This is a genomic window from Pseudactinotalea sp. Z1739, from assembly GCF_049725055.1.
GTDB lineage: Bacteria > Actinomycetota > Actinomycetes > Actinomycetales > Beutenbergiaceae > CALKWS01.
On sequence record NZ_JBMPQA010000004.1, the window covers coordinates 121,825 to 147,682 of the forward strand.

The 25,858-nt window shown below is 70.6% G+C and carries 19 protein-coding genes; 10 read left to right on the forward strand and 9 right to left on the reverse strand.

What is annotated here, in order from left to right:
- Positions 1–63 precede the first annotated feature (63 nt).
- Genes ACO0LV_RS06740 through ACO0LV_RS06750 form a run of 3 tightly spaced genes read right to left on the reverse strand, consistent with a single transcriptional unit; the run spans position 64 to position 3,988 of the window.
- A complete protein-coding gene (locus tag ACO0LV_RS06740; protein ID WP_424787112.1) occupies positions 64–1,479 on the reverse strand; it encodes a DUF1116 domain-containing protein in 1,416 nt (471 codons plus the stop codon).
- Positions 1,479–3,062: an FdrA family protein gene (locus ACO0LV_RS06745; RefSeq protein ID WP_424787113.1), complete on the reverse strand. Its 1,584-nt coding sequence runs from the start codon at positions 3,060–3,062 to the stop codon at positions 1,479–1,481. The genes ACO0LV_RS06740 and ACO0LV_RS06745 overlap by 1 nt, the downstream gene beginning before the upstream one ends.
- Positions 3,059–3,988: a DUF2877 domain-containing protein gene (locus tag ACO0LV_RS06750; protein WP_424787114.1), complete on the reverse strand. Its 930-nt coding sequence runs from the start codon at positions 3,986–3,988 to the stop codon at positions 3,059–3,061. Before ACO0LV_RS06750 ends, ACO0LV_RS06745 begins: the two co-directional genes overlap by 4 nt.
- A gap of 58 nt (positions 3,989–4,046) precedes the next feature.
- Here ACO0LV_RS06750 and ACO0LV_RS06755 point away from each other — a divergent pair, with 58 nt between their 5' ends.
- From ACO0LV_RS06755 to ACO0LV_RS06795, 9 genes are all read left to right on the forward strand, one after another.
- Positions 4,047–5,741: a PucR family transcriptional regulator gene (locus tag ACO0LV_RS06755; RefSeq protein WP_424787115.1), complete on the forward strand. Its 1,695-nt coding sequence runs from the start codon at positions 4,047–4,049 to the stop codon at positions 5,739–5,741.
- A 115-nt stretch (positions 5,742–5,856) separates the two neighbouring features.
- Positions 5,857–7,191 carry a cytosine permease gene (codB, locus tag ACO0LV_RS06760; protein WP_424787116.1) on the forward strand — a complete coding sequence of 445 codons (1,335 nt, stop codon included), beginning with the start codon at positions 5,857–5,859 and terminating at the stop codon, positions 7,189–7,191.
- A complete protein-coding gene (codA, locus tag ACO0LV_RS06765) occupies positions 7,188–8,426 on the forward strand; it encodes a cytosine deaminase (RefSeq protein WP_424787117.1) in 1,239 nt (412 codons plus the stop codon). The genes codB and codA overlap by 4 nt, the downstream gene beginning before the upstream one ends.
- Positions 8,427–8,585: 159 nt before the next feature.
- Positions 8,586–10,007, forward strand: coding sequence for a uracil-xanthine permease family protein (locus ACO0LV_RS06770; RefSeq protein ID WP_424787118.1), 1,422 nt, complete (start codon positions 8,586–8,588; stop codon positions 10,005–10,007).
- A 28-nt stretch (positions 10,008–10,035) separates the two neighbouring features.
- On the forward strand, positions 10,036–10,914 hold the full coding sequence (locus ACO0LV_RS06775) for an FAD binding domain-containing protein (RefSeq protein WP_424787119.1): 879 nt from the start codon (positions 10,036–10,038) through the stop codon (positions 10,912–10,914).
- A complete protein-coding gene (locus tag ACO0LV_RS06780; protein ID WP_424787120.1) occupies positions 10,911–11,636 on the forward strand; it encodes a (2Fe-2S)-binding protein in 726 nt (241 codons plus the stop codon). The genes ACO0LV_RS06775 and ACO0LV_RS06780 overlap by 4 nt, the downstream gene beginning before the upstream one ends.
- Entirely contained in the window at positions 11,633–14,134 is a 2,502-nt protein-coding gene (gene cutA / locus ACO0LV_RS06785) for an aerobic carbon-monoxide dehydrogenase large subunit (protein ID WP_424787121.1), read from the forward strand. Before ACO0LV_RS06780 ends, cutA begins: the two co-directional genes overlap by 4 nt.
- Positions 14,131–14,829: an SRPBCC family protein gene (locus ACO0LV_RS06790; RefSeq protein ID WP_424787122.1), complete on the forward strand. Its 699-nt coding sequence runs from the start codon at positions 14,131–14,133 to the stop codon at positions 14,827–14,829. The genes cutA and ACO0LV_RS06790 overlap by 4 nt, the downstream gene beginning before the upstream one ends.
- Positions 14,830–15,293: 464 nt before the next feature.
- A complete protein-coding gene (locus ACO0LV_RS06795) occupies positions 15,294–16,415 on the forward strand; it encodes an XdhC family protein (RefSeq protein ID WP_424787123.1) in 1,122 nt (373 codons plus the stop codon).
- Positions 16,416–16,518: 103 nt separating this feature from the next.
- On the opposite strand, the gene ACO0LV_RS06800 is transcribed toward ACO0LV_RS06795, so the two are convergent.
- From ACO0LV_RS06800 to ACO0LV_RS06825, 6 genes are all read right to left on the reverse strand, one after another.
- Positions 16,519–18,039: a DUF222 domain-containing protein gene (locus ACO0LV_RS06800; RefSeq protein ID WP_424787124.1), complete on the reverse strand. Its 1,521-nt coding sequence runs from the start codon at positions 18,037–18,039 to the stop codon at positions 16,519–16,521.
- A 205-nt stretch (positions 18,040–18,244) separates the two neighbouring features.
- Entirely contained in the window at positions 18,245–19,732 is a 1,488-nt protein-coding gene (locus ACO0LV_RS06805) for a carboxyl transferase domain-containing protein (protein WP_424787125.1), read from the reverse strand.
- Between the two features lie 178 nt (positions 19,733–19,910).
- Complete coding sequence (locus ACO0LV_RS06810) at positions 19,911–21,029, reverse strand: bifunctional 2-methylcitrate synthase/citrate synthase (RefSeq protein WP_424787126.1); 1,119 nt, start codon at positions 21,027–21,029, stop codon at positions 19,911–19,913.
- Between the two features lie 2 nt (positions 21,030–21,031).
- Entirely contained in the window at positions 21,032–21,997 is a 966-nt protein-coding gene (gene prpB, locus ACO0LV_RS06815) for a methylisocitrate lyase (RefSeq protein WP_424787127.1), read from the reverse strand.
- Positions 21,997–23,532 carry an MmgE/PrpD family protein gene (locus ACO0LV_RS06820; protein WP_424787308.1) on the reverse strand — a complete coding sequence of 512 codons (1,536 nt, stop codon included), beginning with the start codon at positions 23,530–23,532 and terminating at the stop codon, positions 21,997–21,999. The genes prpB and ACO0LV_RS06820 overlap by 1 nt, the downstream gene beginning before the upstream one ends.
- 71 nt (positions 23,533–23,603) lie before the next feature.
- Positions 23,604–24,266, reverse strand: a complete 663-nt coding sequence (locus ACO0LV_RS06825) for a GntR family transcriptional regulator (RefSeq protein WP_424787128.1) — start codon at positions 24,264–24,266, stop codon at positions 23,604–23,606.
- 172 nt (positions 24,267–24,438) lie between these two features.
- Here ACO0LV_RS06825 and ACO0LV_RS06830 point away from each other — a divergent pair, with 172 nt between their 5' ends.
- Positions 24,439–25,818, forward strand: a complete 1,380-nt coding sequence (locus ACO0LV_RS06830; RefSeq protein ID WP_424787129.1) for an MFS transporter — start codon at positions 24,439–24,441, stop codon at positions 25,816–25,818.
- Positions 25,819–25,858 lie beyond the last annotated feature (40 nt).

Below are 25,858 nucleotides of genomic sequence, written 5' to 3' on the forward strand. Positions count from 1 at the left end.
CTCGTGAGACTGAGCCCGGCGTCCGGGTGGTAGGTCCAGAAGGCGGTGTACTCATCCCATCCGCTACGCGATCCGCACGGGATCCTCCGCTTGCTCGGCCAGCGCCGCGATCGCTCCCTCGAAGCACTCCGCCGGCGGGTTCACCAACCCCGCCCCCACCTGCCCGACGCCGGCGAGGCGCCCGGCCATGCCGGTGTTGATCTGCGGCAGCACACCGGTCTCGACCACCTTGGCCACGTCGATGCCGGTGGGGGCGCCCCGGAAGGACAGGATCGGCACCCCGAACCGGGGGTTCTCCGCGGTGGTGATCTGGTACATCAGCCGGGTCGCCTCCAGCGCGTCGGGCACCTCCCCGCCCACGAACCGCACGATCGCCGGGGCCGTGGCCATCACGAACCCTCCGATGCCGGCGGTCTCGGTGATCGCCGAGTCCCCGATGTCGGGGTTGGCGTCCTGCGGCCCGAAGTCACCGAGGAAGAGCCCCTCGGGGGTGTTCGCCGGGCCGGTGAACCACTGGTCGCCGGTGCCGGAGGTCTGGATCCCGAAGTCGGTACCGTTGCGGGCCATCACGGTCACCACCGAGGACCCGGGGACGCCGGCGCCGGCGCTGGTGAGGAGTTTGCACGCGGGCATGCCCAGGTTCAGGAAGAAATGATCGTTGCCCCCGATGAACCGGACCACCTCGGCGACGTCGGCCGGGGAGGCACCGGACTCCACCACCGCGGGCAGCACGTCCCGCATGAACATCAGCGTGCCGGCCCGGTTGCGGTTGTGGCCCTCATCGCCCATCTGCACCATCTGGGCGATGATCGCCATGATGTCGATGCTGCCGGTGGCACGGACCCCGTCCCGCAGGATCGGGCCGAGCACCTCGGTCATCCAGCGCAGCCGGGTGATGACGCTCTCCTCGTAGGCGCCGTAGCGCAGCACCTTGCCCAGGCCCTCGTTCAGCGAGCACCAGGAGCGCCGCCCGGAGGCGGGGTCGGTGAGTTCGAACATCCACATCGACGAGCTCACCACCCCGGCCATCGGGCCGACGGCGCCGCGGTGGTGGCATGGCTCGAACGTGAAGGTGCCGCGGGCCAGTTCGGCCTCGGCCTCCTCCGGGGTGCGGGCCAGACCCTCGAACAGCACCGCCCCGATCATCGCGCCGCGCAACGGACCGGACATCCGCTCCCACTCGATCGGGGGCCCGGCGTGCAGGAAGTGGCCGCGCTCCAGCCCGACCGCCTCATGCGCGGGCCGCACGTCGATGAGTTCGGCGCCGGCGGCCATCATCCGCTCCACGGCGGTGGCGTTGGCCCGGGCGCGCCGCGGATCGGCGACCACCCGGCTCAGCGGCTCACTCGTCCCGTCGGCCGGGGGCGCCCACTGCACGTCGGTGACGTCGACACCCTGGGCGCGCATCCCCTCCGAGAGCAGCGAGGCCCCCACGGCCACGACCGAGGGTGGGGCGGACAGCAGTTCGCGGGTGGACATCAGGCACCTTCCTTGACGAGGTCGGCGGCGAATCGTGCCGCGGCGGCGTTGGACGTGTGGACGACGGCGCCGGCATCGCGCAGTGTCTCCGCCTGCCGGTGCAGGCCCTGGGGGTCGGCGTCGGTGCCGCACAAGGAGACGACGACGTCGAGGCGGCGACCGTCCGCCCGCGCCGTGGCGAGGGCTGCTTCGAGCGCCGGGGCGAGTTCGCCCGCCGGGTTCTCGTGCGCGCTGTACCCGAGGACGACATCGAGCAGGATCACCCGGGTCCGGGGGTCGGCGGCCTCCTCGGCGATGCGGGCCAGGCGCAGCCCGCCGTCGATCATCGGGTGCGGGCGGCCCTGGGTGAGTTCGTCGTCGCCGAAGTCGACCATCAGGTGCCCGTCGTGGCGCAGGTCCGCCGGCAGCGCCAGGTCCGGGTGCAGGGGGATGTTGGAGTGGATCGGCCCGAGCGATTCGCCGGCCACGATCATCGCCTCGTCGCACAGCGTGCCGCCGGCGAACAGCCCGCGCAGCAGGCCCGGCTGGCCGGTGGGCTGTGCATCCGGCTGCGCGGCTCGCCGCTCAGCCGGCTGACCGTCGGATCGGGTGGCCGACTGGCCGTCAGGCTGGCCGGCCGCCGGCTCAGCTGCGGGCGGGGACCACACCGGCCACTGCGGAACCGGCCGGTCCAGGTGGTCCAGCACCGCCTCGGCGGCCTCGGTGATGGTGGGTTGGCCCTCCCCGAGTAGCGCGAACAGCACCGGGGTGGCCAAGCCGGCGGCGAACTCGCGCAGGTCGGCCGCGACCCCCGGGTGCGGGGGTTTGGACACCAGCACGATGACCTCGGTCTGCTCATCGGCGTCCAGGGCCGCCAGCGCTGCGCGCGCCGAGCGGCCGGCCACCAGCTCCGACAGGTCCCGCCCACCCAGACCCAGGCAGTGCGAGATGCCCACCCCGGCGGTGTGCAGCAGGCTGGTCAGGTGCTGGGCGCCGGTGCCGGAGGCGGCCGCCACCCCGACCGGGCCGCGGGCCAGGTGGTTCGCGAAGCCCAGGCCCACGCCGCCCACCACGGCGGTGCCACAGTCCGGGCCCATCACGAGCAGGTCCCGCTCCGCGGCCAGGTCCTTCAACGCGATCTCCTGCTCGATCGGCACGTTGTCGCTGAAGATCATCACCGAACTGCCCTCGGCGAGCGCACCGGCGGCCTGGACGTAGGCGTGCGGGCCGGGCACCGAGACCACCGTCAACGGGGCCCCGGTGCGGCGCACCGCCCAGCCGGCGCTGCGGGGGGCGGGCTCGCCGGAGAAGGAGCCTGCCCCCGAACCGGCCTGGCCGATGGCCGCGATCTGGGCCTCGACCTGCGCCAGCGCCGCGGCGACGGCGTCGTCGTCCTCGGCCTCGATCGCCACGACCAGATCGTTGGGGCTGGCCTCGGCCGGGATCTCAAAGCCCATGCCGGCGAGCAGGTCCAGGTTCAGTTCGGTGGCCATCGCCACGTTCGCCCGGCTCACCCCGGGGCCACCGGCCACGGCCGCGCTCACCTGCATCAGGGAGACCGAATCGATGTACTGGCCACCTCGCACCTCGACGTGAGTGGTCACGAGACCTTCCTTTCTGCCGCGACGTGTGTGGTCGCGATCAATGCGTCATGCAGTCCCCGGAGCAGGTCAGCCCCCGAGGTGTGGCCCAGCGCCAGCACCGAGCGCAGTTCGGGTCCGGCGTCGCCGCCGGCGGCCAGGGCGACCAGTGCCCGCCGCAGTGGTTCGGCGGCACGGGCGTCCGCGGCCCCGCGGGTGGAGGTCACGGCCGCGGCGGTGGTGCGGCCGGCGCTGAGTTGGACGATCCGGGCCGCTGCCGCGCCGATCCCCGGGGTGCCCAGCGCGGTATGGGCCAGGATCGCGCCGGCCAGGATGTCATCCCCGCTGGGGGTCACGCCCGGCCCGCGCCCGATCAGGCCGGGTGCGTCGGTGACCAGGGTGGCCGGGTCGGCGAACCCCGAACTCCACTGGTGGGTGATGGTGGGCCAGGGCCCGGCGCCGGCAGCCGACCTGGCGCGAGTAGTCCGGTGCGACCGGTCAACCGGGCGGAGTGAACGCGGCGCCGCGGTGCGCAACACGTCGGCGATCTGCGTGATCGCCCACGACGACGCTGCGGCGGGCAGCGCCCCGATGCGCAGATCCAGATCTGCCTGCACCGCCACCTCGCGCGGCCCGCACCGCACCCGTCCACCCCCGACGACGAGCGGGGCGCCGCCGTCCAGGTGCGGCGCCAGCAGCCGGCGACCGGTCAGCCCGGGCGGCAGGCGCACCGCATCCGGGACCACGATGCCGCCGTCGTCCACGAGCACCACGCACGGGTCGGCGCCGTCGCCACGCGCGCCGGCGTCGCCGTCGTCGCCGTCGTCGCCGTCGTCGCCGTCCATGAAACCGAGGTAGGCCGCGGCCGAGGTCTGCAGCAGCACCCGCAACCGGCGCGGCGCGCCCGCGAGCGTGGCGGCGAGGGCACGGTCGGCCCGAGTGGTCAGCACACCCATCACCTCCCGCAGCCGTGGCACCGACGGTAGTGCGCAGCGGTACGCTCGACCCATGGTCGAAGTTGCCAATGATGCCGCTCCGAGTCCACACATTCTTCCAAAGGTTCTCGAGGGTGAGTGGGGGTACGGCATCACCGTCGCCGAGTTGGTGAGCCTGCCCGCCCTGGCCGGAACCCGCGTGCTCGCCGGCGCCACCGGGCTGGACCGGCGCATCGAACGGGCGAACGTGATGGAGGTCCCCGACATCACCGCGTGGGTGAAGCCGCGCGAACTGCTGATCACCACCGGGTACGCGATCCGGGAGACCCCGCAGGTGCTGCCCTCGCTGATCGCGGAGTTCGACGACCGGCACCTGGCCGGCCTGGCGATCAAACTGGGCCGCTACCTGGACGAGTTGCCCGAGGCGGTCATCGTCGAGGCCGACCGCCGGGGCTTTCCGATCCTGGCCCTGCCGGACATCAGCTTCGATGAGGTGCTCACCGCCGTCTTCACCGAGGTGCTGGACCGCCAGAGTGCGCTGCTGGCCGGATCCGAGCGCCTGCACCGCGAACTGCTGCACCTGGTGGCCGCCGGCGGCACCCTGGCCGACGTGACCAACCGGCTCGCCACGCTGATCGATGCGCGCATCATGGTGACCACGGCGGACGGGCGGGTGCTCACCGAGGCCGGCGCCGGATCCGCCGAGGACGGCCTGCGGCGCGAGGCCAGCGGCCGGGTGCTGGTGGAGGACCTGGCCTACGGCTACGGCGCCGGACCCCCGCACCGGATCGTGGTGCCGGTGGTGGCCGGGCGTTACGACCACGGCCGCCTGGTCGCCACCTCCGCCGAGCGGCCACTGCGCCAGGTGGATGTGCACGCCATCGAACGGGCCGCGATCGTGGTGGCGCTGAGCCTGTCCAAGCAGCGGGAGCTGTCCGCGGTGGAGGGCAAGTACCAGGGCGACTTCCTGCGTGATGTGCTGATGGGCCGGGCCGGGGACCGTGATCAGGTGCTGGCGCACGCCCGCGGGCTGGGTTGGGACCTGGAGCGTCCGTTCGTGGTGCTGGTGGCCGAGCACGACGACCCGGCCCCACGATTCGCCGGCAGCGGGGACCGGCCGCAACCGCCGCAGGACCGCTTCGCCGCAGCCTGGCGCTCGATCGTGACGGCCAAGGACCCGGCGGCGGCGGTGGTGAGCCTGAGCAGTGAGGTGGTGGCCCTGATCGGGGTGCCGGCCGGGGCGCCCACCGACGCCGAGAGCATCGCCCGCGGCTTCGTCGCCGCGGTCTCCGGTGACGGCGGGGGCGGGCGGCAGAGTTTCTGCACCGGCATCTCCCGGGTGGTCCATGACGTGGCGGACCTGCGGCGCGGCTACGAACAGGCTCGCAGTGCCGTGCGGGTGGGCCGCTGGCAGCACGGCCCGGGAGCGCTGGTGGAGTTCGACGCCCTCGGTGTGCAGCGCCTGCTCAGCCTGGTGTCGGACCCGGCCGAGATCGACTCCTTCATCACCGACGTCCTCGCCGATCTGGCCGAGGACACCCCCGAGGCCGAGGACCTGCGCCAGACCCTGGACTCCCTCCTGGCGCACAACCTGAACGTCGCCGAGACCGCCCGCGATCTGCACTTCCACTACAACACCCTGCGGTACCGGATCTCCAAACTTGAGCGCCTGGTGGGACCGTTCACCTCCGACGCACACCTGCGTCTGGACCTGGCCGTGGCCCTGCGCGCGCACCGGCTGCGGCCCTACGGCCCGACGCGGCGTTGAACCCACTGAAGTTCGCAGCGTTCGTGGTGGTTCGCCCACCTGAACACCGCCGGGTGCCCTACGCTCACACCGCCGGAGCCCCTACGCTCACGGCACCACACCGACAGGATGAGCGATGACGACGACCTCCACAGCACGGCAAGACTCCGACTTCTCCTTCGAACCGGTCCCACTGCACCGCCGCAGAAGTTTCTGGTCGGTGGGCTTCGTGATGCTGGGCTTCACCTTCTTCTCGGCTTCCATGAGCGTGGGCGCCAGCCTGGGCAACGGCCTGGACTACGCCGACTACGTGTGGGCGGTGATGATCGGCGGCATCATCCTCGGCGCGTACACCGGGGCGCTCGGCTTCATGGGCGCCAAGACCGGGATGGGTTTCGACCTGCTCGCCCAGCGCGCGTTCGGCACCAAGGGCTCCTACCTGCCCTCCTTCCTCATCGCGCTGACCCAGATGGGCTGGTTCGGCGTCGGCGTGGCGATGTTCGCCCGGCCCACCGCGGAGATGCTCGGCACCAGCCCGTGGGTGATCGTCTTCGTCTCCGGTGCCTTCATGACCGCCTCGGCCTACTTCGGAATCAAGGCCATCGAGATCGTCAGTTTCATCTCGGTGCCGTTGATCGCCGGGCTGGGGACCTACTCGATGTTCACCGCGATCAGTGAGGGCGGCGGCGTCAACGAGGTCTTCGCCACCTCCACCGGGATGCCCCTGGTGGTCGGCATCGGGATGGTGATCGGGTCCTTCATCTCCGGCGGCACCGCCACCCCGAACTTCACCCGGTTCGCCCGCACCCCGCTCTCCGCCATCGTCACCACCGTGGTCGCGTTCTTCCTCGGTAACACCCTGATGTTCAGTTTCGGGGCCGTGGGCGGGGCCTTCACCGGCCAGGACGACATCTTCTACGTGATGATCGCCCAGGGTCTGGCCATCCCCGCGCTGATCGTGCTCGGTGCGAACATCTGGACCACCAACAACAACGCCCTGTACACAACCGGTCTGGGGTACGCCAACGTCACCAAGATCAACAAGAAGCCGCTGGTGCTCATCGCCGGCGTCCTCGGCACCGTCGGCTCGCTGTGGCTGTACGACAACTTCATCGGCTGGCTGAGTTTCCTCAACGCCACGCTGCCGCCGATCGGGGCGATCATCATCGCCGACTACCTGGTGAACCGTCGCTCCTATGACCCCGCTCGCCCGCCGTCACGGACCGTGGTTCCCGGCGGGCTGGTGGGCATCGTGGCCGGCGGCCTGGCCGGCTGGTTCATCCCGGTGGGTATCGGCGCCCTGAACGCCATGGCGGTCGCCCTGATCTGCTACCTCATCGGGCGGGCCCTGAACGGCGTCATCGGGTCGGACTCCTCCGAGCACGGCACTGCTGCCCAGCACGGCACCGCCGCGCAGCACGGCACCGCCGAGCACGTGACAGCCGAGGCACCGGGGGAGGACGCTCGTTGAACCTGCTGATCAAGGACGTCCACCTCGAGGACAACCCCGACTCCACCGACCTGCGGATCGCCGAGGGTTACTTCACCGAGATCGGTCCCGGACTCGAGCCGGCCCCCGGGGAGACCGTGGTGCCCGGCGGCGGGCGGCTGGTGCTGCCGCCGATCATCGAGTCGCACGTGCACCTGGACTCGGCCATGACCGCCGGCCAGCCGCGCTGGAACGCCTCCGGAACCCTGTTCGAGGGCATCGAGGTGTGGAGTGAGCGAAAGCGGGACCTGACCGTCGCCGACGTCAAGGAGCGGGTCAACCGGGCGGTACGCCAACAGGCCCGCTTCGGCGTGCAGTACGTGCGCACCCACGTCGACGTCACCGACCCCGGTCTCACCGCGCTGCGCGCCCTGCTGGAACTGCGGGAGGAACTGGCCGACTTCGTCACGCTGCAACTGGTGGCCTTCCCCCAGGAGGGCATCGAGTCCTACCCCAACGGGCGTGACCTGATGCGCGAGGCCGCCTCGATGGGGGTGGACGTGATCGGGGCGATCCCCCACTTCGAGTTCACCCGGGAGTACTCGGTCAGTTCGCTGCGCTACGCCGTCGACCTCGCCCTGGAGTTCGACCTCCTGGTCGACGTGCACTGCGACGAGACCGACGACGAGGCCTCCCGCGGGCTGGAGACGCTGGCCACCCTGGCGTATGAGAACCAGATGGGCGCCCGGGTCACCGCCAGCCACACCACGGCGATGCACTCCTACAACAACGCCTACGTCAACCGGCTGATGCGCGTGCTGACGCTGTCCGGCATCAACTTCGTGTCCAACCCGCTGGTGAACACCCACCTGCAGGCCCGCACCGACACCTACCCGAAACGTCGCGGGGTCACCCGGGTCAAAGAACTCACCGAGGCCGGCCTGAACGTCAGCTTCGGCCAGGACGACATCGTCGACCCGTGGAACCCCCTGGGCACCGGGAACCTGCGCGACGTGGTCTTCAACGGCCTGCACGTGACGCAGATGATGGGCCACCAGCAGATCGTCGATTCCTACCGGTTCATCACCCACAACGCCGCGCGCACCCTGAACCTGTCCGACTACGGCATCGAGGTGGGCCACAGTGCCGACTTCGTCATCTTCGACGCCCCCTCCTGGTACGAGGCGCTCAGTTTCAACGCCCCGGTGGTCGGCTCCTACCGGGGCGGTCGGCTGATCGCCCGCACCGAGCCCGTCGAGCACGAGGTCCTCTTCTAGCGCTCTGGTAAGGACCCGCTAAGGCGCTCCGGTCCGCCCTGTGAGTTGTTGCCAATGCCCGGCGCAGGAGTGGCTGCGTAGTCTGCTACCTACTGTGTTTCGCGCCACAGTCCCAGCGTTCGGGTGCAGAGTAGCCCCGGCACGAAAGAGGAGTCACACATGGCGATCTGGAAGTTGTACAACGAGGGGAAGACACCTCCGCCCGGTGCGGTCGTCGCCCCCGATGAACGGTTGTCCTGGCCGCGCACCGTCGGGCTGGGGGGCCAGCACGTCGTGGCGATGTTCGGGGCCACGTTCGTCTTCCCGATCATCATGGGCCTGAACCCGCAGCTCGCGGTGATGATGTCCGGTATCGGCACGATCATCTTCCTGCTCATCGTCAAGAACAAGATCCCCTCCTACCTCGGCACCAGCGCCGCCTTCGTGGCCGCCGCGGCCGCGATCCGCGCCCAGGGCGGCGACAGCGCCGACGTCACCGGCGCGTTCCTGATCGCCGGGCTGCTCCTGATCGGCATCGGGCTCATCGTGCACTTCATCGGCGGGCACTACCTGAACAAGGTGCTCCCGCCGGCGGTGACCGGCGCCGTCGTCATGCTCATCGGGTTCAACCTGGCCCCGGTGGTCGCCGGGATCTACTGGCCGGCCGATCAGTGGGCGGCCGTGCTGACGATGATCTTCGTCATCTTCGCCGCGGTGGTGGTGCGCGGCTTCCTCGGCCGGGTCGCGGTGCTGCTCGGCCTGATCTTCGGCACGGTGATCTCCTGGATCTTCGACCTCATCGACGGCGGACAGGTGAACGAGGCCGGTGAGTCCGTCAACCGGGTAGACTTCTCCGCCGTCGCCGACGCCGCCTGGTTCGGTCTGCCCCAGACGATCACCCAGCCCGACGGCACCGTGCTGGCCGGCGCGCACCTACCCACCTTCTCCGCCACCTTCATCCTGCTCGTGGTACCCGGCGTGATCGCCCTGGTCGCCGAGAACGCCGGCCACGTCAAGGCCGTGCAGGAGATGACCGGCAGCGACCTGAACCCGTACATGGGCCGGGCCTTCATCGGTGACGGTGTGGCCACCACCCTGGCCGGTTTCGTGGGCTCCTCCCCGACCACCACCTACGCCGAGAACATCGGGGTGATGGCCGCCACCCGCGTCTACTCCACCGCCGCGTACTACGTGGCCGCGCTGGTGGCGATCCTGTTCGGCTTCTCACCCAAGTTCGGTGCCGCGGTCGCCGCGGTCCCCGACGGCGTGCTCGGGGGCATCACGGTGGTGCTGTACGGCATGATCGGGCTGCTCGGGGCGAAGATCTGGGTGGACAACAACGTCAGCTTCGCCAACCCTGTCAACATGGTGCCCCTGGCCGCCGGGCTGATCATCGGGGTGGGGGATGTGTCGCTGGAGTTCACCGAGTCCTTCTCCATCACCGGCATCGCCCTGGGCACCATCGTGGCGATCGGCTTCTACCACCTGTTCCGCCCCTTCGCCCCGAAGCAGTGGCAGGACGAGTTCGGGATCATGAAGGTCAACAACGGCGAGGTGGAGGAGGGCGAGGCCCCCGAGGAACTGCAGGAGCACCAGCGCTGATCGCGTCCGTCACGGAAGAAGGAGGCTCGTGAAGCCCTCGAAGTTCACCTACCACGCACCGCGCTCGGTCATCGAGGCGTTGGACATGCTGGCCGAGCATGGTGCGGAGGGAAAGGTGCTCGCCGGTGGGCAGAGCCTGATGCCGGTGCTGGCGATGAGACTCGCCGCACCGGAGCACCTCATCGACATCAACCGGCTCGAGAGCGAGTTGGGCGGCGTCGAGGTCGACGACGAGGGCGCCACCATCGGCGCCCTCGTCCGGCACGCCGCCCTGGCACGCCACGAGCGGGCCCACGAACGCGTGCCGTTGCTGCGTCAGGCCCTGCAGCACGTGGCCCACCCGGCGATCCGTAACCGCGGCACCACGGTGGGCAGCCTCACCCACGCCGACCCCGCCGCCGAGATGCCCGCGGTGCTGGCGTTGCTCGGCGGCTCGATCACCGCCCGATCCGCGCAGGGAGAACGCACCATCGCCGCACCGGACTTCTTCACCGGCCCGATGGAGTCCTCGTTGCGGCCCGACGAGTTGGCCGTGTCCGCACGGTTCCCCGCACCACAGGGCCGGGCGGGCACCTTCTTCGATGAGTTGGCCCGGCGCCGCGGGGACTATGCCATGGCCGGGGTAGCGGCGGTCAGCGTGCTCGATGACGCCGATGCCTTCGTCTCCCTGCGCGTCGCCCTGGTCTCGGTCACCGAGGTCCCCGAGGTACTCGACCTGTCCCCGCTGGTGGCCGGGGCGCGCTGGGAGGACGTCGACGTCCAGGCCCTCGGCGAGCACGTGCGCGACACTGTCGAGACCGAACCGGACCTGCACGCCAGCGCCGACTACCGGTTGCACCTGGCCGGGGTCCTGACCCGACGAGCCGCGCGTCAATCGGCGATGCGGGCCAAGGAGCGTGTCGCATGAGCGAGCAGACCATGCAGGTGAGCCTGACCGTGAACGGCGTGCCACGCCGGGCCGAGATCCCCGTGCGGCGCACCCTCAGCGACGTGCTGCGCGTGGACCTGGGCCTGACCGGCACCCACGTGGGCTGCGAGCACGGGGTGTGCGGGGCGTGCACGGTGCTGCTGGACGGGGAACCGGTGCGCAGCTGCCTGATGCTGGGCGTCACCGCCGACGGGCATGAGATCACCACCGTGGAGGGCCTCAGCCCGGACGACGGGTCGCTGAGCCCGGCGCAACAGGGGTTCGTGGACTGCCACGGGCTGCAGTGCGGCTTCTGCACCCCGGGGTTCCTGACCACCGTCACCGCGTTCATCGCCGAGAACCCCGACCCCACCGAGGACGAGGCCCGCGAGGCCGTCGGGGGGAACCTGTGCCGCTGCACCGGGTATCACAACATCGTCGCCTCGGTGATGCGCGCCGCCGAACTGGCCCGCGGGCAGGACAGCGGTGCCGAGCCCGGCCACACCGGCGGCAGCAGGCCGGACAGCAGCCCTGGCCCCGGCCAGACCGGCGACGCCGGTGGCAGCGTGCAGGACAGCGCCGCCGAGGCCGGCCACGGCGGCAGCAGGCCGAGCACCGCCGTCGCCGACCGGAGCGACCAGAGCAACCCCGCCACCAGCACGCCCGACGACGGCGACCCCGCCGGAGGCGCGCGTGCCGCCACCGAAGGGGCCCAGCCGTGAGCACCCGCAACTTCGGTGAGCCGGTCAAGCGGGTCGAAGACCCGCGCCTGGTGCGCGGCCACGGACGGTACGTGGACGACATCGGCGACGAGAACACCCTGCACGCCGCGTTCGTGCGCAGCCCGCACGCCCGCGCCACGATCACCGACATCGACCCGGAACCGGCCTACGACGTCGACGGTGTCATCGCGGTCTACACGTATGAGGACCTGGACGGGGCGCTGGCCGAGCCGATGCCCCTGCTCATCCCGCACCCGGACCTGACTCACCCCCGCCACCCCTACCCGCTGGCCAAGGACCGGGTGAACCACGTCGGGGAAGCGGTGGCGATGATCGTCGCCCGCGACCGGTACGTCGCCGAGGACGCCGCTGCCGCGGTCCGGGTCACCTACGAGGCGGCGCCGGCGGTGGTCGGTCTGGACCGTGCCGTCGAGGCCGCCGAACTGGTGCACGAGGACGTCCCGGGCAACACCGCGGCGGTCTCCACCCAGTCCTACGGGGACGCGGCCGGGCAGATCGAGGACGCACCCCACCGGCTGTCGCTGACCTGGGACATCGAGCGCAGCGCGGCAATGCCCATCGAGGGCAAGGGGGTGCACGCCCGGTGGGACGCCGGCGACGACAAGCTCACCGTGTGGACCTCCACCCAGACCTCGACCGGGGTACGGGGTGCGGTCAGCGCCAAACTCGGCCTGGACACCTCCCAGGTGGACGTCATCACCCCGGACGTGGGCGGGGGCTTCGGGGTGAAGATCATGCATCCCTGGCCCGAGGAACTGCTCATCCCGTGGGCGTCGATGCGCCTGGGCAGGGCGGTGAAGTGGACCGAGGACCGGCGCGAGCACTTCGTCTCCAGCGCCCACGAGCGGGCCCAGCGACTGCACGTGCAGGTCGGGTTCGACGACGACGGCCGGGTGCTCGGCCTCGAGGTGGACATCCTGCACGACAACGGCGCCTACATCCCCTACGGGCTGATCGTGCCGATCAACTCCTCCACCCAGCTGCTCGGGCCCTACAAACCGGCCGGCTACCGGGTCACCTTCACCAGCCTGTACACCAACACCGTCATCGTCACCCCCTACCGCGGCGCGGGCCGGCCGCAGGGGGTGTTCGCGATGGAGCGCACCATGGACCGGATCGCCCAGTACCTGGGCAAGGACCGGATGGCGGTGCGGGAGGCGAACTTCCTGCAGCCGGAGGACTTCCCGGTGGAGTTCGGCAACCTGATGTTCCAGGACGGCCGGCCACTGCGGTACGACTCGGGCAACTACCCCGAACTGGCTCGCAAACTGCGCGACCTGGTCGGCTGGGACGACTTCGCCGAGTACCGCGCCAAGGCCGCCGAGCAGGGCCGCCGGGTCGGCATCGGTGTGGGCTTCTACGTCGAGGGCACGGGCCCGGGTCCGTACGAGGGTGCCCACGTGGAGATCCTGACCTCGGGGAAGGTGAAGGTCGCCACCGGCCTGACCAGCCAGGGCCAGGGTCACCAGACCGTGTTCGCCCAGATCGTGGCCGACGAGCTCGGCGTGGCCTTCGCCGACGTCGCCGTCACCACCGGTGACACCCGGCGGTTCGCCTACTCGGTGGGCACCTTCGCCTCCCGGGGTGCGGTGATGAGCGGCAGCGCGGTGGCGCTGGCTGCGCGCAAGGTCCGTACCCGCATCACCCAGGTGGCCGCGGACGCCCTGGAGGCCGACCCGGGCGATCTGGAGATCGTCGACGGCCAGGTTCGCGTCAAGGGGGACCCCGCCACCGCAATGGCCCTGGGGACGGTGGCGGTGCTGGCGAACCCGCTGCGGTACGCCTTCGACGAGGCGTCCAAGGCGGCGACCCAGTTCGCCGGTGGCGCCGACTTCGACAAGCCCCCGGTCGCACCGGGCCAGGCCCCGGGGCTGGATGAGACCGACTACTACTCCCCCACGCACTCCACGTTCGCCGCCGGGGCACACGCGGTGATCGTGGAGACCGATCCCGAGACGGCCGAGATCACGATCCTGAAGTACGCCGTCGTGCATGACTGCGGGCCGATGATCAACCCCCGCATCGTCGAGGGCCAGATCCACGGCGGGGTGGCGCAGGGCATCGGGGGCGCACTGTATGAGGTCATGTCCTACGACGAGGCCGGCCAGTTGACCAACGCCTCCTACATGGACTTCCTGATGCCCTACGTCTCGGAACTGCCCACCAGGATCGAGGTGGACCACCTGGAGACGCCGTCGCCGTTGAACCCGCTGGGCGTCAAGGGGGCCGGGGAGGCCGGGGTGATCCCGACCTCGGCAGCGATCGCCGCGGCCATCGAGGACGCCGAGTCCTTCCCGATCACCCGGATGCCGATCTCGCCCAGCGAGCTGTACGAGCTCCGTACCCGCGGCAGCGGCGCAGGCACCGGTACCGGTAGCGGCACAGGCCCTGACGCCGACCAGCAGCCGCTCATCAACACCATGCCCGGAACCACGGCACGCCCGTGGTCGGCTACCAGTGAGAAGGAGACAGCGTGAAGGTCACCGGCGAGGCTTCCCTGAAGGCGGGACCGGAGCAGTTGTGGGCCGCGTTCAACGACCCGGCCGCCCTGGTCCACACGATCCCGGGCTGTCAGCGCCTGGAGGAGACCGGAACCGACACCTACAAGATGACCCTGAACGCCGGGGTGGCGGCGATCAAGGGTGTCTACGACGGGCGGGTTCAGTTGCTGGACAAGGTCGAGCCCCGCTCGCTGCGGATGGTGGCGTCCGGGTCGGGCGGGCCGGGCACGATCGAGGTCAGCGTGGACGTGCAGGTCGAGGCCGACGACGACGGGTCCCGGCTGACGTATGACGCCGACGCCACTGTCGGCGGCATGATCGGCGGGGTCAGCCAGCGGATGCTGGCCACCGTCGGCAAGCGCCTGGCGGCGGATTTCTTCCGCAACATGGACTCCTACATCGCCAACGCCGGGCCCGATACTGCTGTGCAGTCACAGGCGCCGGCGGGCGAGGCTTCCGCGCCGGCAGCCTCGGGCCAGCACGGCACTGACACCAGCACTGGCACTGGCGCTGGCGCTGGCGCTGGGTCCGGCCCCGGGGTGTTCGAGCGTCCGCCGACGGCACCGGCCGCGGGAGTGAGCGGTGACCTGCTCAAGGGCGCGTTGGGCGGCGCCGCTCTGGTCCTGGCCGGCGTCATCGCCGGCGGGCTCCTTGGCCGGCGCCGAGGCTGAGCCACGCCCAAAGCCGGGCCCGCCACCCCGCCGGCCCAGTCGCCACGGCCGGCGGCGAGGCTGAGCCAAGCCCGAAGGCGGGCCCGCAATCCCGGCATCCCATCGGCCCATCCGGCATCGACACCTCAACCGGTGCCCACCCCGTGGCCACCGAGCCCGGACCCGGCCCTACGGCATTGCTGGGACGCCGGCCATTGCCCGGCTACTGCGGCGGCCGGGCCAGTTCCGACGCCAGTCCAACCGCCCACCGCAACCAACGCCAGTCCAACCGCCCACCGCAACCAACGCCAGTCCAACCCCCCGGCGCCGCCAACGCCAGTCCAACCCCCCGGCGCCACCAAAGCCATCAACGCCACCAAAGCCATCAACGCCACCACAGCCAACACAGCCACCAACGCCAGTCCAAGCCGCAGCGGAGCGCCGTGCCCGCGGATATCCTGGAATCAAGCCCCTCGGAGGTACCAATGCGCGACGTGCTGACCGAACTGCACGAGCGTTGGGCGCGTGGGGAGACCACCGCCCTGGCCACCGTGGTGCGGACCTTCCGCTCCGCCCCGCGCGAGCCCGGAGCCAGCATGCTCCGGCTGGCTGATGACACCGTGCTCGGTTCGGTCTCGGGTGGTTGCGTCGAGGGGGACGTCTACGAACGCGGCGGCCAGGTACTCAGCGCCGGGACCCCGATGTTGCAGCGCTACGGCATCAGCGACGACGACGCCTACGCCGTCGGCCTCACCTGTGGCGGGGTGATCGACGTCTTCGTCGAACCGGTCTCGAAGGGCACCTTCGCCGACTTCGACTCGCTGGCGGCCGACATCGAGGCCGAGCGCCCGGTCGCACTCGCCACGATCATCACGCACCCCGACCCCGCTCGCCTCGGGCGGCGCCTGGTGGTGCGTCCTGACGAGGTGAGCGGTTCGCTCGGGTCGGACTTCGCCGACCACGCGATCACCGACGACGCCCGCGGCCTGCTGGAGGCCGGCGCCACTTCCGTGCTCACCTACGGCCCGGAGGGGGAGCGCCGCGGTGAGGGCATGGAAGTATTCGTGAACAGTTTCGCCCCCCGCCCCCGGATGCTGGTTTTCGGGGCGATCGACTTCGCTGCCGCGATGGCACGGCAGGGCACGATGCTGGGCTACCGGGTGACCCTGTGCGACGCCCGGGCGCTGTTCGCCACCCGGGCCCGGTTCCCCGACGTGGACGAGATCGTGGTGGACTGGCCGCACCGGTACCTGCGTGCCGAGATCGATGCGGGCCGCGTGGATAAGCGCACGGTGGTGTGCATCCTGACGCACGACCCGAAGTTCGACGTCCCGGTGCTGCAGGCCGCGCTCGATCTGCCGCAGCGGTGCTACATCGGCGCGATGGGTTCACGGACCACTCACAAGGACCGGATGGACCGGCTCCGCGAAGCGGGGGCCACCGAGGACCAGCTCGCCAGGATCCACAGCCCCATCGGCCTGGACCTGGGCGGGCGCACCCCGGAGGAGACCGCGGTGTCCATCGCGGCGGAGATCATCGCCAACCGGTGGAAGGGCAGCGGCGAGTCGCTGTCCCGAACCGATGGCCGCATCCACCACAGCGACTAGACCACAACGCACGCACCGCCCGCGCGCACGCACGGGCGCGCGCAACACTCATCTCCCGCACGGCCGGCTGCGTCCCACACCTCACCCGCACAACGCCCGCGCCCTATTGGCGCATCGCGAAGGTGACCGTGCCGCCTGGCGAGCGGGTGTGGTGGTAGCGATGATCGTGGATGAGTCGATGATGTCGGTGGCATAGCGGCACTGCCTGGTCCAGGTCGGTGCGCCCGCCGTCGGCCCACGGTTTCAGATGATGCAACTCGCACCACGCATACGGTCGTTGACATCCGTCGGCGGCACAGGCGGTGTGTTGGACCGACAGTGCGGTGCGCTGGGATTCGCTGAAGAACCGGGCGCTATGACCCAGGTCCAGCGGCACCGACTTCCCACCCAGCACCACCGGAACCAGACCGGAGTTGCAGGCCAGTTGGCGCGCCTGGGCGGCCGAGATCTTCTCCCCGGTGTCCAGCCCGGCTGCTGCCAGTCGCCCGCGCAGAACCTCTTCATCGAGGGTGACCACGATCGTCGCGGCGGTCTTGGGGCTCAGGTGATCGGTGGGCAGGTGCTCGATCAACTCACACAGTGCCAGGCCGTGGGCGTGGGCCCAGTCGGCCCGCCTGGCTTGGGCCACCCGACCCGGATCAGGCAGACCGACCAGATCGCCCGACTCCTGCGCCGAGGCACCCGCACCGGCACCTCCGGCCCTACCCGCGACACCCGAGCCGCCTGTACTACCCGCGCCACCCGCGCCACTCCCACCGCCAGCACCGCCAGATGCGCCAGATGCGCCAGATGCGCCAGATGCGCCAGATGCGCCAGATGCGCCAGCACCACCCGTACCACCCGGGCTACTCCCGACGGCGGCCGGGCTGCCGGACCCGCAATCCTCAACGCCTCCGCTGGCTGCGCCGTCCTGGTCCTTGCGGTTCTCCCGGCGCGGTGCGGTCATGGTCTGGAGCAACTTGCGCAACAGGTGCCCATGAAACACCGGCACGGTGAAGTGGCCCGTGACCGTTCCGTCCTGGTTATCCCGGAGTGTCACCCTGGTGCGCGCCCTGGCCCGCTCCTCCTCGTCGGCCACCTGGCCCTCTTCGTGAGCGTCGACCTCATCACGCTGCCTCTCGATGGCTTCCAACGCTCGGCGAGCCCGTTGCCGCAACACCGAGGGCGGCATCGTCTTGGCCTTCTCAACCAGGTCATCCTCGATCCGTTTGCGTTCCGCGGCGCTGAGATCCGCCGGGAGTTTCTCTCCCGCACCGACGATCGTCTCGGCGTGCTCCTGGGAGATCTCTCCCCCGTCCAGCGCCTTCTGCGTCGAACTGCGGTCCTTGATCCGAGTGGCCAACTTCGTCTGCCGGCTGGTCTCGCGGCCATCTTCATTGGTGCGCTTCGCCGCCCATGATGCCGTGTCCGCATCCCCGGCACGCTCGGCCGCCTTGGCCTTCTCCGCAGCCGCCAACACCTTGAGGCGGTAGGCGCACACCCGCGACTCGATCCGCTTGAGGTCCACCAGCAACTGCGCCTGACCCACATCGCTCAGCCCACCCGGATCCATCTGCGCCAACTCATCCAGCGCCGCATGCACGCCCTGGGTGGGCGAGATGGTGGGGAGGGGGTGTACCGCCATAACCCAACATTACTACGAACGCCCGTTCGAATCAAGGGTTTTGAACGTTCTGTTCCACCGCTCGTCCTCGCGCCCCACAGCGCCACCTCGACAGCGTCGCCATCCGAGCGCCACCACCAGCACCGCAGTCCCAGGACCACCACGCGCACCGCAGTCCCAGCACCACCGCGAGCGCCACCGCCAGCACCACCACCAACCCCCTGGCCTACCTCATCGACCGGTACCGATCATGACGAATCCGCAGGCGCTCCTCGGTCCTCATCGCCATGAGTTCAGCAAGGTGCGCCGTAGCCGAGGCGATCAGCCGGCGGCAGAACGCGGCGGGCTCCTCGGCGGCGTCGGGTCGCTCGGGCACGATCTCGTCGACGGCACCAGCCTCGAGCAGGTCCACCGCCCGGATGCGGTGCGCCGCCGCCATGTCCGCCGCACGGTCCGCGGTGCGGTGGATGATCGCGCTGGCGCCCTCGGGCGGCAGCGGCGCCACCCAGCCGTTCTCGGCGCACACGGTGCGATCGGCCGGCAGCAGGGCCAGGGCGGCCACACCGTTGCCCTCGCCCAGGATCGTGGAGACCACCGGCACCCGCACCGTGGCCAGCGCCGCCACCGTGCGCGCGATCTCACCGGCCAGCCCGCCGTGCTCGGCCTCGGTGGTCAACTCCGGGCCCGGTGAGTCGATCACGGTGACCAGCGGCAGGTCCAGCTCCTCGGCCAGGTGGAAGCCGCGTTGGGCCACCCGCAGCGCCGCCGGGCTGAGCGAGGCGTCCCGGCGGGGCCGGCGGTCCTGGCCGATGAGCACACAGGACAGCCCAGGGAACCGGGCCAGTCCCACCGTGATGGTCCCGTCCGACTCCCCGGTCCCGGTGCCGCGCAGCGGAATGAACACCTCCGCCGCGTGCTGCAACAGGTGGTGCAGCCGGGGCCGGTCCGGATTGCGAGTCGCCTGCACCGAGTCCCACGGGGCCCGGTCGGTCGCGATCGTCGCATCGACGAAACGCTCCCCGACCGGCTCCTGGGGCGAGGTCAGCACCCGCAGGGCCTTGACCGCCGTCGTCCGCAGTTCTCCCAGCGGCACCACCCCGTCGATCACACCCTTGCGGGCCAGGCTCTCGGACTGCTGCACGCCCTCGGGCAGCGGTTCGCCGAGCATGATCTCCCGCACCCGGGGACCGAGCAGGCCCACGAGCGCTCCGGGCTGGGCGATCGTGAGGTGGCCCAGGGACCCCCACGAGGCCAGTGCGCCCCCGGTGGTGGGGTCGCGCAGGTAGACCAGGTAGGGCAACCCGGCGGCGCGGTGGGCCAGCACCGCCTGGCTGATCTTGATCATGTGCAGGAACGCCGGGGTGCCCTCCTGCATCCGGGTGCCGCCGGACATCGGCGAGGCCAGCACCGGCAACCCTTCGGCCGTGGCCCGTTCGAACGCCAGCGTGATGCGCTCGCTGGCAGCGGCACCGAGGGACCCGGCGAGGAAGTCGAAGTCGCCGACGATGACGGCGACCCGGTACCCACCGAGGACGGCCCGCCCGGTCACGACCGCCTCGTCGGCACTGCTGCACTGGGTGGCCCGCGCGAGCTGGGCGGCGTAGGCGGGCCCGTAGTCCGGCTGGGTGGGCGGTGCGTCCCACGGCTCGAAGGAGTCCGGATCGAGGACGGTCTCGATCACCTCGTTCAGGGAGATCCTGGCCACGCCCCGCATCCCTTCGCCGGCGAACGTCTGTACCGCCTCACGTTAGCCACGCGCGGGCGCCGGGAACATGGGCATCCTTGCCAGGACAATCCGGCATCGTTGGGCAGTGTTGTGCCTGACCCGGATGCGGTTGTGCCTGACCCGATGCGGTTGTGGCGTGGACGTCGTCGGTGTCCTTCGGTCGCGGCTAACCCAGGTGCCGCTCATCCGGGCCGTTGTAAGCGCTCAGCGGCCGGATCAGCGCGTTGGAGGCCCGCTGCTCCATGATGTGGGCGGTCCAGCCGGTGATCCGGGAGGCCACGAACAACGGGGTGAAGATCTCGGTGTCGAAGCCCATCAGGTGGTACGCCGGGCCGGAGGGGTAGTCCAGGTTCGGCTTGATGTCCTTGCGGGAGGTCATCGCGTTCTCGAGGTTGTCATACATCGCGGCGATGTCCGGACGGTCGTAGTGCGCCACCAGGCTGTCCAGGGCTGCCTTCATGCTTGGCACGCGCGAATCGCCCTTCTTGTACACGCGGTGACCGAAGCCCATGATCTTGCGCTTCTCGGCCAGGGCCTGCTCCAACCACACCTCGGCGTTGTCCGCTTCGCCGATCTCGTCGAACACGTTCATCACCGCCTCGTTCGCCCCGCCGTGCAGCGGACCCTTGAGCGCACCGATCGCGGCCACCACCGCCGAGTACAGGTCGCTCAGGGTGGAGGTGACCACCCGGGCGGTGAAGGTGGAGGCGTTGAAGGAGTGCTCGGCGTACAGGATGAGGGAGACACGGAAGGCATCGACGACGACGTCGGCGGGCACCGATCCGAAGGTCATGTGCAGGAAGTTCTCGGCGTACCCCAGGTCCTCACGCGGGGGCACCAGGTCCTCGCCGCGCCGACGGCGCTGGTCATAGGCGACGACGGCGGGCAGCTGGGCGAGCAGCCGCACCGACTTGGTGAGGTCGGCGGCCTCGGAATCGTCCCCGGCGTCGGGATCGTTGGCACCGACGACGCTGACGGCGGTGCGCACCACGTCCATCGGGTGTGCGGTGTGCGGGATGGAGTCGATCACGGACCGCACGTTGTCGGCCAGGGCGCGCTGGGAGCGCTCGGTGCGCTCGAAGTCGGCCAACTGCTCTTCGGTGGGCATCTCGCCGTGCCAGAGCAGGTAGGCGACCTGCTCGAAACTGCACTGCTCGGCCAGTTCCTGCACCGGGTAGCCGCGGTACAGCAGGGAGTTGGTGTCCGGGTTGACCTTGGAGATGGCGGTCTCGTCGACGTAGACGCCGGCCAGGCCCTTCTTGATCTCGGGGGCTTCGTTGCTCATGTTCACTCCTTCGTTGTGGCTTCGTCCCCGGCATCGCCGGGGGCCGTGCCTGTGGGGGAGGTACCGGGGGTCGGGGCGGGTGTGTAGGTGAAGACCGAGGCGTCGAACGCGTTGTAGGCCTCGTAGTCGATGAGTTCGTACAGGCGGGCACGGTGCTGCATCTGATCCACGACGCCGGCCAGGGTGCCCTGCGCCTGCAGGGTCTCCAGGCCCCGTTCGGCCGCGCCCATGGCAAGTCGCAGTAGCGACACAGGGTAGATGACGATGGCGATCCCGGCACCGGCGAGTTGGTCGCGGGTGAACAGTTCGGACTTGCCGAACTCGGTCATGTTCGCCAGCACCGGGACGTCGACGGCGGCGCGCACCGCCTCGAACTCGGCCAGGTCACGCATCGCCTCGGGGAAGATGGCGTCGGCCCCGGCGTCCACCAGGGCCTTGGCCCGGTCCTTGGCCGCGTCCAGACCCTCGACCGCGCGGATGTCGGTGCGGGCCATGATCAGCAGGTTGTCGTCGCGGCGGGCATCGGCGGCGGCGCGGATCCGCTTGGTGGCCGTGGCGGCGTCCACCACCTGTTTACCGTCCAGGTGCCCGCACCGCTTGGGGTTGACCTGGTCCTCGATGTGCAGGCCCGCCACCCCGGCGTCCTCCAGGGCGTGCACGGTGCGGGCCACGTTCATCGGCTCGCCGAACCCGGTGTCGGCATCCACCAGGGCCGGCAGGTCGGTGACCCGGGCGATCTGCTGGGACCTGCCCGCGACCTCGGTCAGGGTGGTCAGACCGATGTCGGGCAGGCCCAGGTCGGCCGAGAGCACCGCCCCGGAGATGTAGACGCCGTCGAAGCCCTTGTCCTGGATGAGTTGGGCACTCAGCGGGTTGAACGCACCGGGGAAGCTGAGCAGGTCGCCGCCGGCGAGCCGCTCGCGGAAGCGCGCGCGCTTGACGTGCGCCGGTGTGGAGGCGTGCAACATCAGAAGATCCCGCCCGGGGCGCTCACGCCGGCCAGCAGACCGGCCGGAGCGGTGATGGTCAACTCGCCCAACTCCGCTCCGCTCAGGTGCGGCAAGCGCTGGGCGACGTCCAGGAACCGCTCGATCTCGCCGTCGTCCAGTACACCCTGCGCCAGGCGGGAGAACTTGGCGACGTACTGCTCCCGGCCGAAGGGGCGGGCGCCGTAGGGGTGGGCATCGGCGACGGCGATCTCCTCCACGATCGTCGAGCCGTCGGTCAGGGTGATCTCCACCCGGCCACCGAAGGCCTTCTCATCGGGGTCCTTGGAGTGGTAGCGGCGGGTCCACTCGGGGTCCTCTGCGGTGGTGATCTTGTGCCACAGCGCGACGGTGTCCTCGCGGGCGGCGCGTTCGGGGGCGTAGGAACGGGCGTGGTGCCAGGCGCCGTCCTGCAGGGCGACGGCGAAGATGTAGGGGATGGAGTGGTCCAGGGTCTCCCGGGAGGCGGTGGGGTCGTACTTCTCCGGGTCGCCTGAGCCGGATCCGATCACGTAGTGGGTGTGATGGGAGGTATGAATCACGATGCCTGCGATGTTGGCAGCGCTGTCAGGGTCGCGGAGCTCGGGCCGCTCGTTGTGCAGTTTGCGGGCCAGGTCGATCAGCGCCTGGGACTGGTACTCCGCGGAGTGCTCCTTGGTGTAGGTGTCCAGGATGGCGCGTTTCGGTGCGCCGGCCGCCGGCAGCGGCACCCGGTAGTGCGCCTGCGGTCCGTCCAGCATCCAGGCGATCACGCCGTCCTCGCCCTCGTAGATCGGCTCGGGGGAGGTCTGCCCGCGCATGGCCCGGTCGACGGCCTCCACGGCCATCTTCCCGGCGAAGGCGGGGGCGTGGGCCTTCCAGGTGGAGATCTGGCCCTTGCGGGACTGCCGGGTGGCGGTGGTGGTGTGCAGGCCCTGGCCGACGGCCTGGAAGATCGTGGTGGCATCCAGGCCGAGCAGGGTGCCGATGCCGGCCGCGGCCGAGGGGCCCAGGTGGGCGACGTGGTCGATCTTGTGCTCGTGCAGGCAGATGGCCCGCACCAGGTTCACCTGGATCTCATAGCCGGTGGCGATGCCGCGGATGAGCTCTGTGCCGGTGAGACCCCGGGAGTCGGCCAGGTGCTGGGCGACGGCGAGGATCGCCGGGATGTTGTCGGCCGGGTGGGAGTAGTCGGCGGCCAGGAAGGTGTCGTGATAGTCCAGTTCGCGCACGGCCACACCGTTGGCCCAGGCGGCCCACTCGGGGCTGACGCGCTCGGACTGGTCCAGGCCGAACACGGTGGCACCGGGGTTGTAGGGGTGGGCCCGGGCCTGGGCCCGGGAGGCCACGGCCGGCGCGCGGGTCAACGAAGCGGTCGCGACGGCGGCGTTGTCGATGACCCGGTTGATGATCATGTCGGTGACCTCATCGGGAACCTCGACGGGGTCGGCGGCGACCTCGGCGATCTTCCAGGCGAGTTGGTCCTCGCGGGCCAACCCGTCGGCGCTGGGGTGGACCCGGACGTCGTGGGTCACCATGTCCGCGGAACTCATGTGGGGTGCTCCTCATCTGTGGTCGAGCGGTGCTAGAGGTCGAGCGGTGCTGCAGGTCAGGCGCTGGTGGCCGCGGGGGCCTCCTTGTCCAGGGCGATCAGGATGCTGGCCAGGCTCGCGCGCAGGTGGATGGCGGTGGCCTGTGCGGCCAGCGTGCCGTCACCGGCGGCGATCGCCTCGGCGATGATCCGGTGTTCCTGCGCCGCCTGCACCAGCCGCTGGTGGTCATCGCGGGAGAGCCGGCGAGCGCGCGCCACCTGCGAACGCAGGGAGACCAGGGCCCGCTGGATCGCGGGGCTGTGCATCGCCGCATCGAGCGCGCCGTCCAGGTCCGCGACCAGCCGGTAGTAGCCGGCATGCTCGGGATCCTGGGGGATGAGCAGTTCGGCGGCCTCGGCGAAGCGATCGGCCAGGGCGGTGAACACGGCGGGCTCCCCCCGCAGCGCCGCCAGCCGCGCCGCCTGGGTCTCGAGCGCCTCGCGCAGTTCGAACAGGTGCCGCACGTCCTCCGGCGAGATGGCCGAGACGGTGTAGGTGCGACCCTTGCCGACCACGCACAGCCCCTCGGCGCCCAGTCGTCTCAGGGCTTCGCGCAGCGGTGTGCGTGAGACCCCCAGCCGCCCGGCCTGGTCGACCTCACCCAGCGCGGTGCCCGGAGGCAGGTGGCCGGAGATGATGTCCTGGCGCAACTGCACGTAGGCGCGTTCGCTGGCGAGCATGGCTCCGACGATAGCCATTCGTCTCGCCCTTGTATACATCAGACATGGAATCGGCGCTCTCGACTAGATTGATTGATCCTGATGCATACAACGATCGATCCCGCTCGGTCACCACCGTGCGTGGAGCCCCACCAGGCCGCGGCGCCCGGGGAACCGCCGTAGGCTACGCCGGATGAGCAGGAGCGATCGCCTGTACAGCGCGGTGGTCACACGCGACCCGGAGGCCGAAGCCGACCTGGACGACCAGGTCCGCGCCGACGTACCGCGCAACGGGATCCGCCTCGTCGGTGCGCACGCGTTACAGAGCAGCGGCGACCAGACCGTCAACGCTTCCACCGTGCTGCCGTGGCTGTTCCAGGCCATCGGGGTGCCACCGGCGTTGACCGGGCTCCTGGTCCCGATCCGCGAGGCCGGTTCGATGCTGCCGCAGGCGATGCTCACCCCGCTCGTGCTGCGGGTGCGCAGGCGCACGCTGGTGTTCGTCACCGGTGCCCTGGTGCAGGCGGTCGCGGTGGCCGCGATGGCCTTGGTGGCCGCGACCGGCTCCGGCCTCGGTGCGGGGGTGGCGATACTGGCCGCCCTGGCCGTCTTCTCCCTCGGGCGCTCGCTGACGTCGATGTCCTCCAAGGACGTCCAGGGCCGCACCCTGCCCAAGGGTCAACGCGGGCAGATCAACGGCCTGTCCACCACCGCCGCCGGAATCGTGGCGATCACGCTGGGGGCGGCGCTGCGGATCCTCGGCGGCGGGGAGTTGGGCGCCGGGCAGATCGCCTGGCTGCTCGGTGCCGGCGCGGTGCTGTGGGTACTGACCGCGCTCGTCTACGCCGGCATCCGCGAGCCCTACGACAAGCCGGACAAGGAAGCCGACGACGACGCGAACCAGGCGGCTGCGTCGCACGCGCAGGGCGCCACCACGGAGCCGGGTACCACCAAGAGCCCGGGTTGGCTGGTGGCCTCGGTGACGTTGCTGCGCGAGGACAAGCCGTTCCGAGGTTTCGTCATCGTCCGCAGCCTGCTGCTGGTCTCCGCCCTCAGCCCACCCTTCCTGGTCTCCCTGGCGATGACCTCCGGGGCCGGGGAACTCAGCGGCCTGGGAGGCTTCATCATCGCCTCGGGACTGTCGGCGCTCCTGGGTGGGCCGGTGGCCGGGCGTCTGGCGGACCGCTCCAGCCGCAACCTGATGGCCGCCGGGGCCGGGATCGCCTCGGCACTGCTGATCGCCATCGTGGTGGCCACCCTGCTGCCGGGTTTCGACGGCGCCAGCGGGTGGGGCGTGGCACTGTTCGTGGGCTCCTATTTCGCCCTCACCCTCATCCATACCGGGGTGCGGGTGGGGCGCAAGACCTACCTGGTGGACATGGCCGAGGGCGATCAGCGCACCAAGTACGTGGCCGTGTCGAACTCGGCGATGGGCATCATCCTGCTGGTCGCCGGTGCCCTGAGTTCGGCGCTGTCCATCCTCGGAGTGCACTGGGCGCTGGTGTTCCTGGCCGGCCTCGGCGCCCTCGGCGTGCTGGCGGCCCGCCGCCTACCCGACGTCTCCGCCGGCTGACCCACCCCATCCACATCCCCTATCCCCGCGGCCATGGTCC

Coding starts and splice junctions, on each gene's coding strand:
- prpB (WP_424787127.1), bottom strand. CDS start 21,997: ATGTTGCACGCCTCCACACCGGCGCACGTCAAGCGCGCGCGCTTCCGC.
- ACO0LV_RS06740 (WP_424787112.1), bottom strand. CDS start 1,479: ATGTCCACCCGCGAACTGCTGTCCGCCCCACCCTCGGTCGTGGCCGTG.
- ACO0LV_RS06825 (WP_424787128.1), bottom strand. CDS start 24,266: ATGCTCGCCAGCGAACGCGCCTACGTGCAGTTGCGCCAGGACATCATC.
- ACO0LV_RS06805 (WP_424787125.1), bottom strand. CDS start 19,732: ATGCGGGGCGTGGCCAGGATCTCCCTGAACGAGGTGATCGAGACCGTC.
- codB (WP_424787116.1), top strand. CDS start 5,857: ATGACGACGACCTCCACAGCACGGCAAGACTCCGACTTCTCCTTCGAA.
- ACO0LV_RS06795 (WP_424787123.1), top strand. CDS start 15,294: ATGCGCGACGTGCTGACCGAACTGCACGAGCGTTGGGCGCGTGGGGAG.
- ACO0LV_RS06770 (WP_424787118.1), top strand. CDS start 8,586: ATGGCGATCTGGAAGTTGTACAACGAGGGGAAGACACCTCCGCCCGGT.
- ACO0LV_RS06755 (WP_424787115.1), top strand. CDS start 4,047: ATGGTCGAAGTTGCCAATGATGCCGCTCCGAGTCCACACATTCTTCCA.
- ACO0LV_RS06830 (WP_424787129.1), top strand. CDS start 24,439: ATGAGCAGGAGCGATCGCCTGTACAGCGCGGTGGTCACACGCGACCCG.
- ACO0LV_RS06820 (WP_424787308.1), bottom strand. CDS start 23,532: ATGGTGACCCACGACGTCCGGGTCCACCCCAGCGCCGACGGGTTGGCC.
- ACO0LV_RS06810 (WP_424787126.1), bottom strand. CDS start 21,029: ATGAGCAACGAAGCCCCCGAGATCAAGAAGGGCCTGGCCGGCGTCTAC.
- ACO0LV_RS06800 (WP_424787124.1), bottom strand. CDS start 18,039: ATGGCGGTACACCCCCTCCCCACCATCTCGCCCACCCAGGGCGTGCAT.
- ACO0LV_RS06780 (WP_424787120.1), top strand. CDS start 10,911: ATGAGCGAGCAGACCATGCAGGTGAGCCTGACCGTGAACGGCGTGCCA.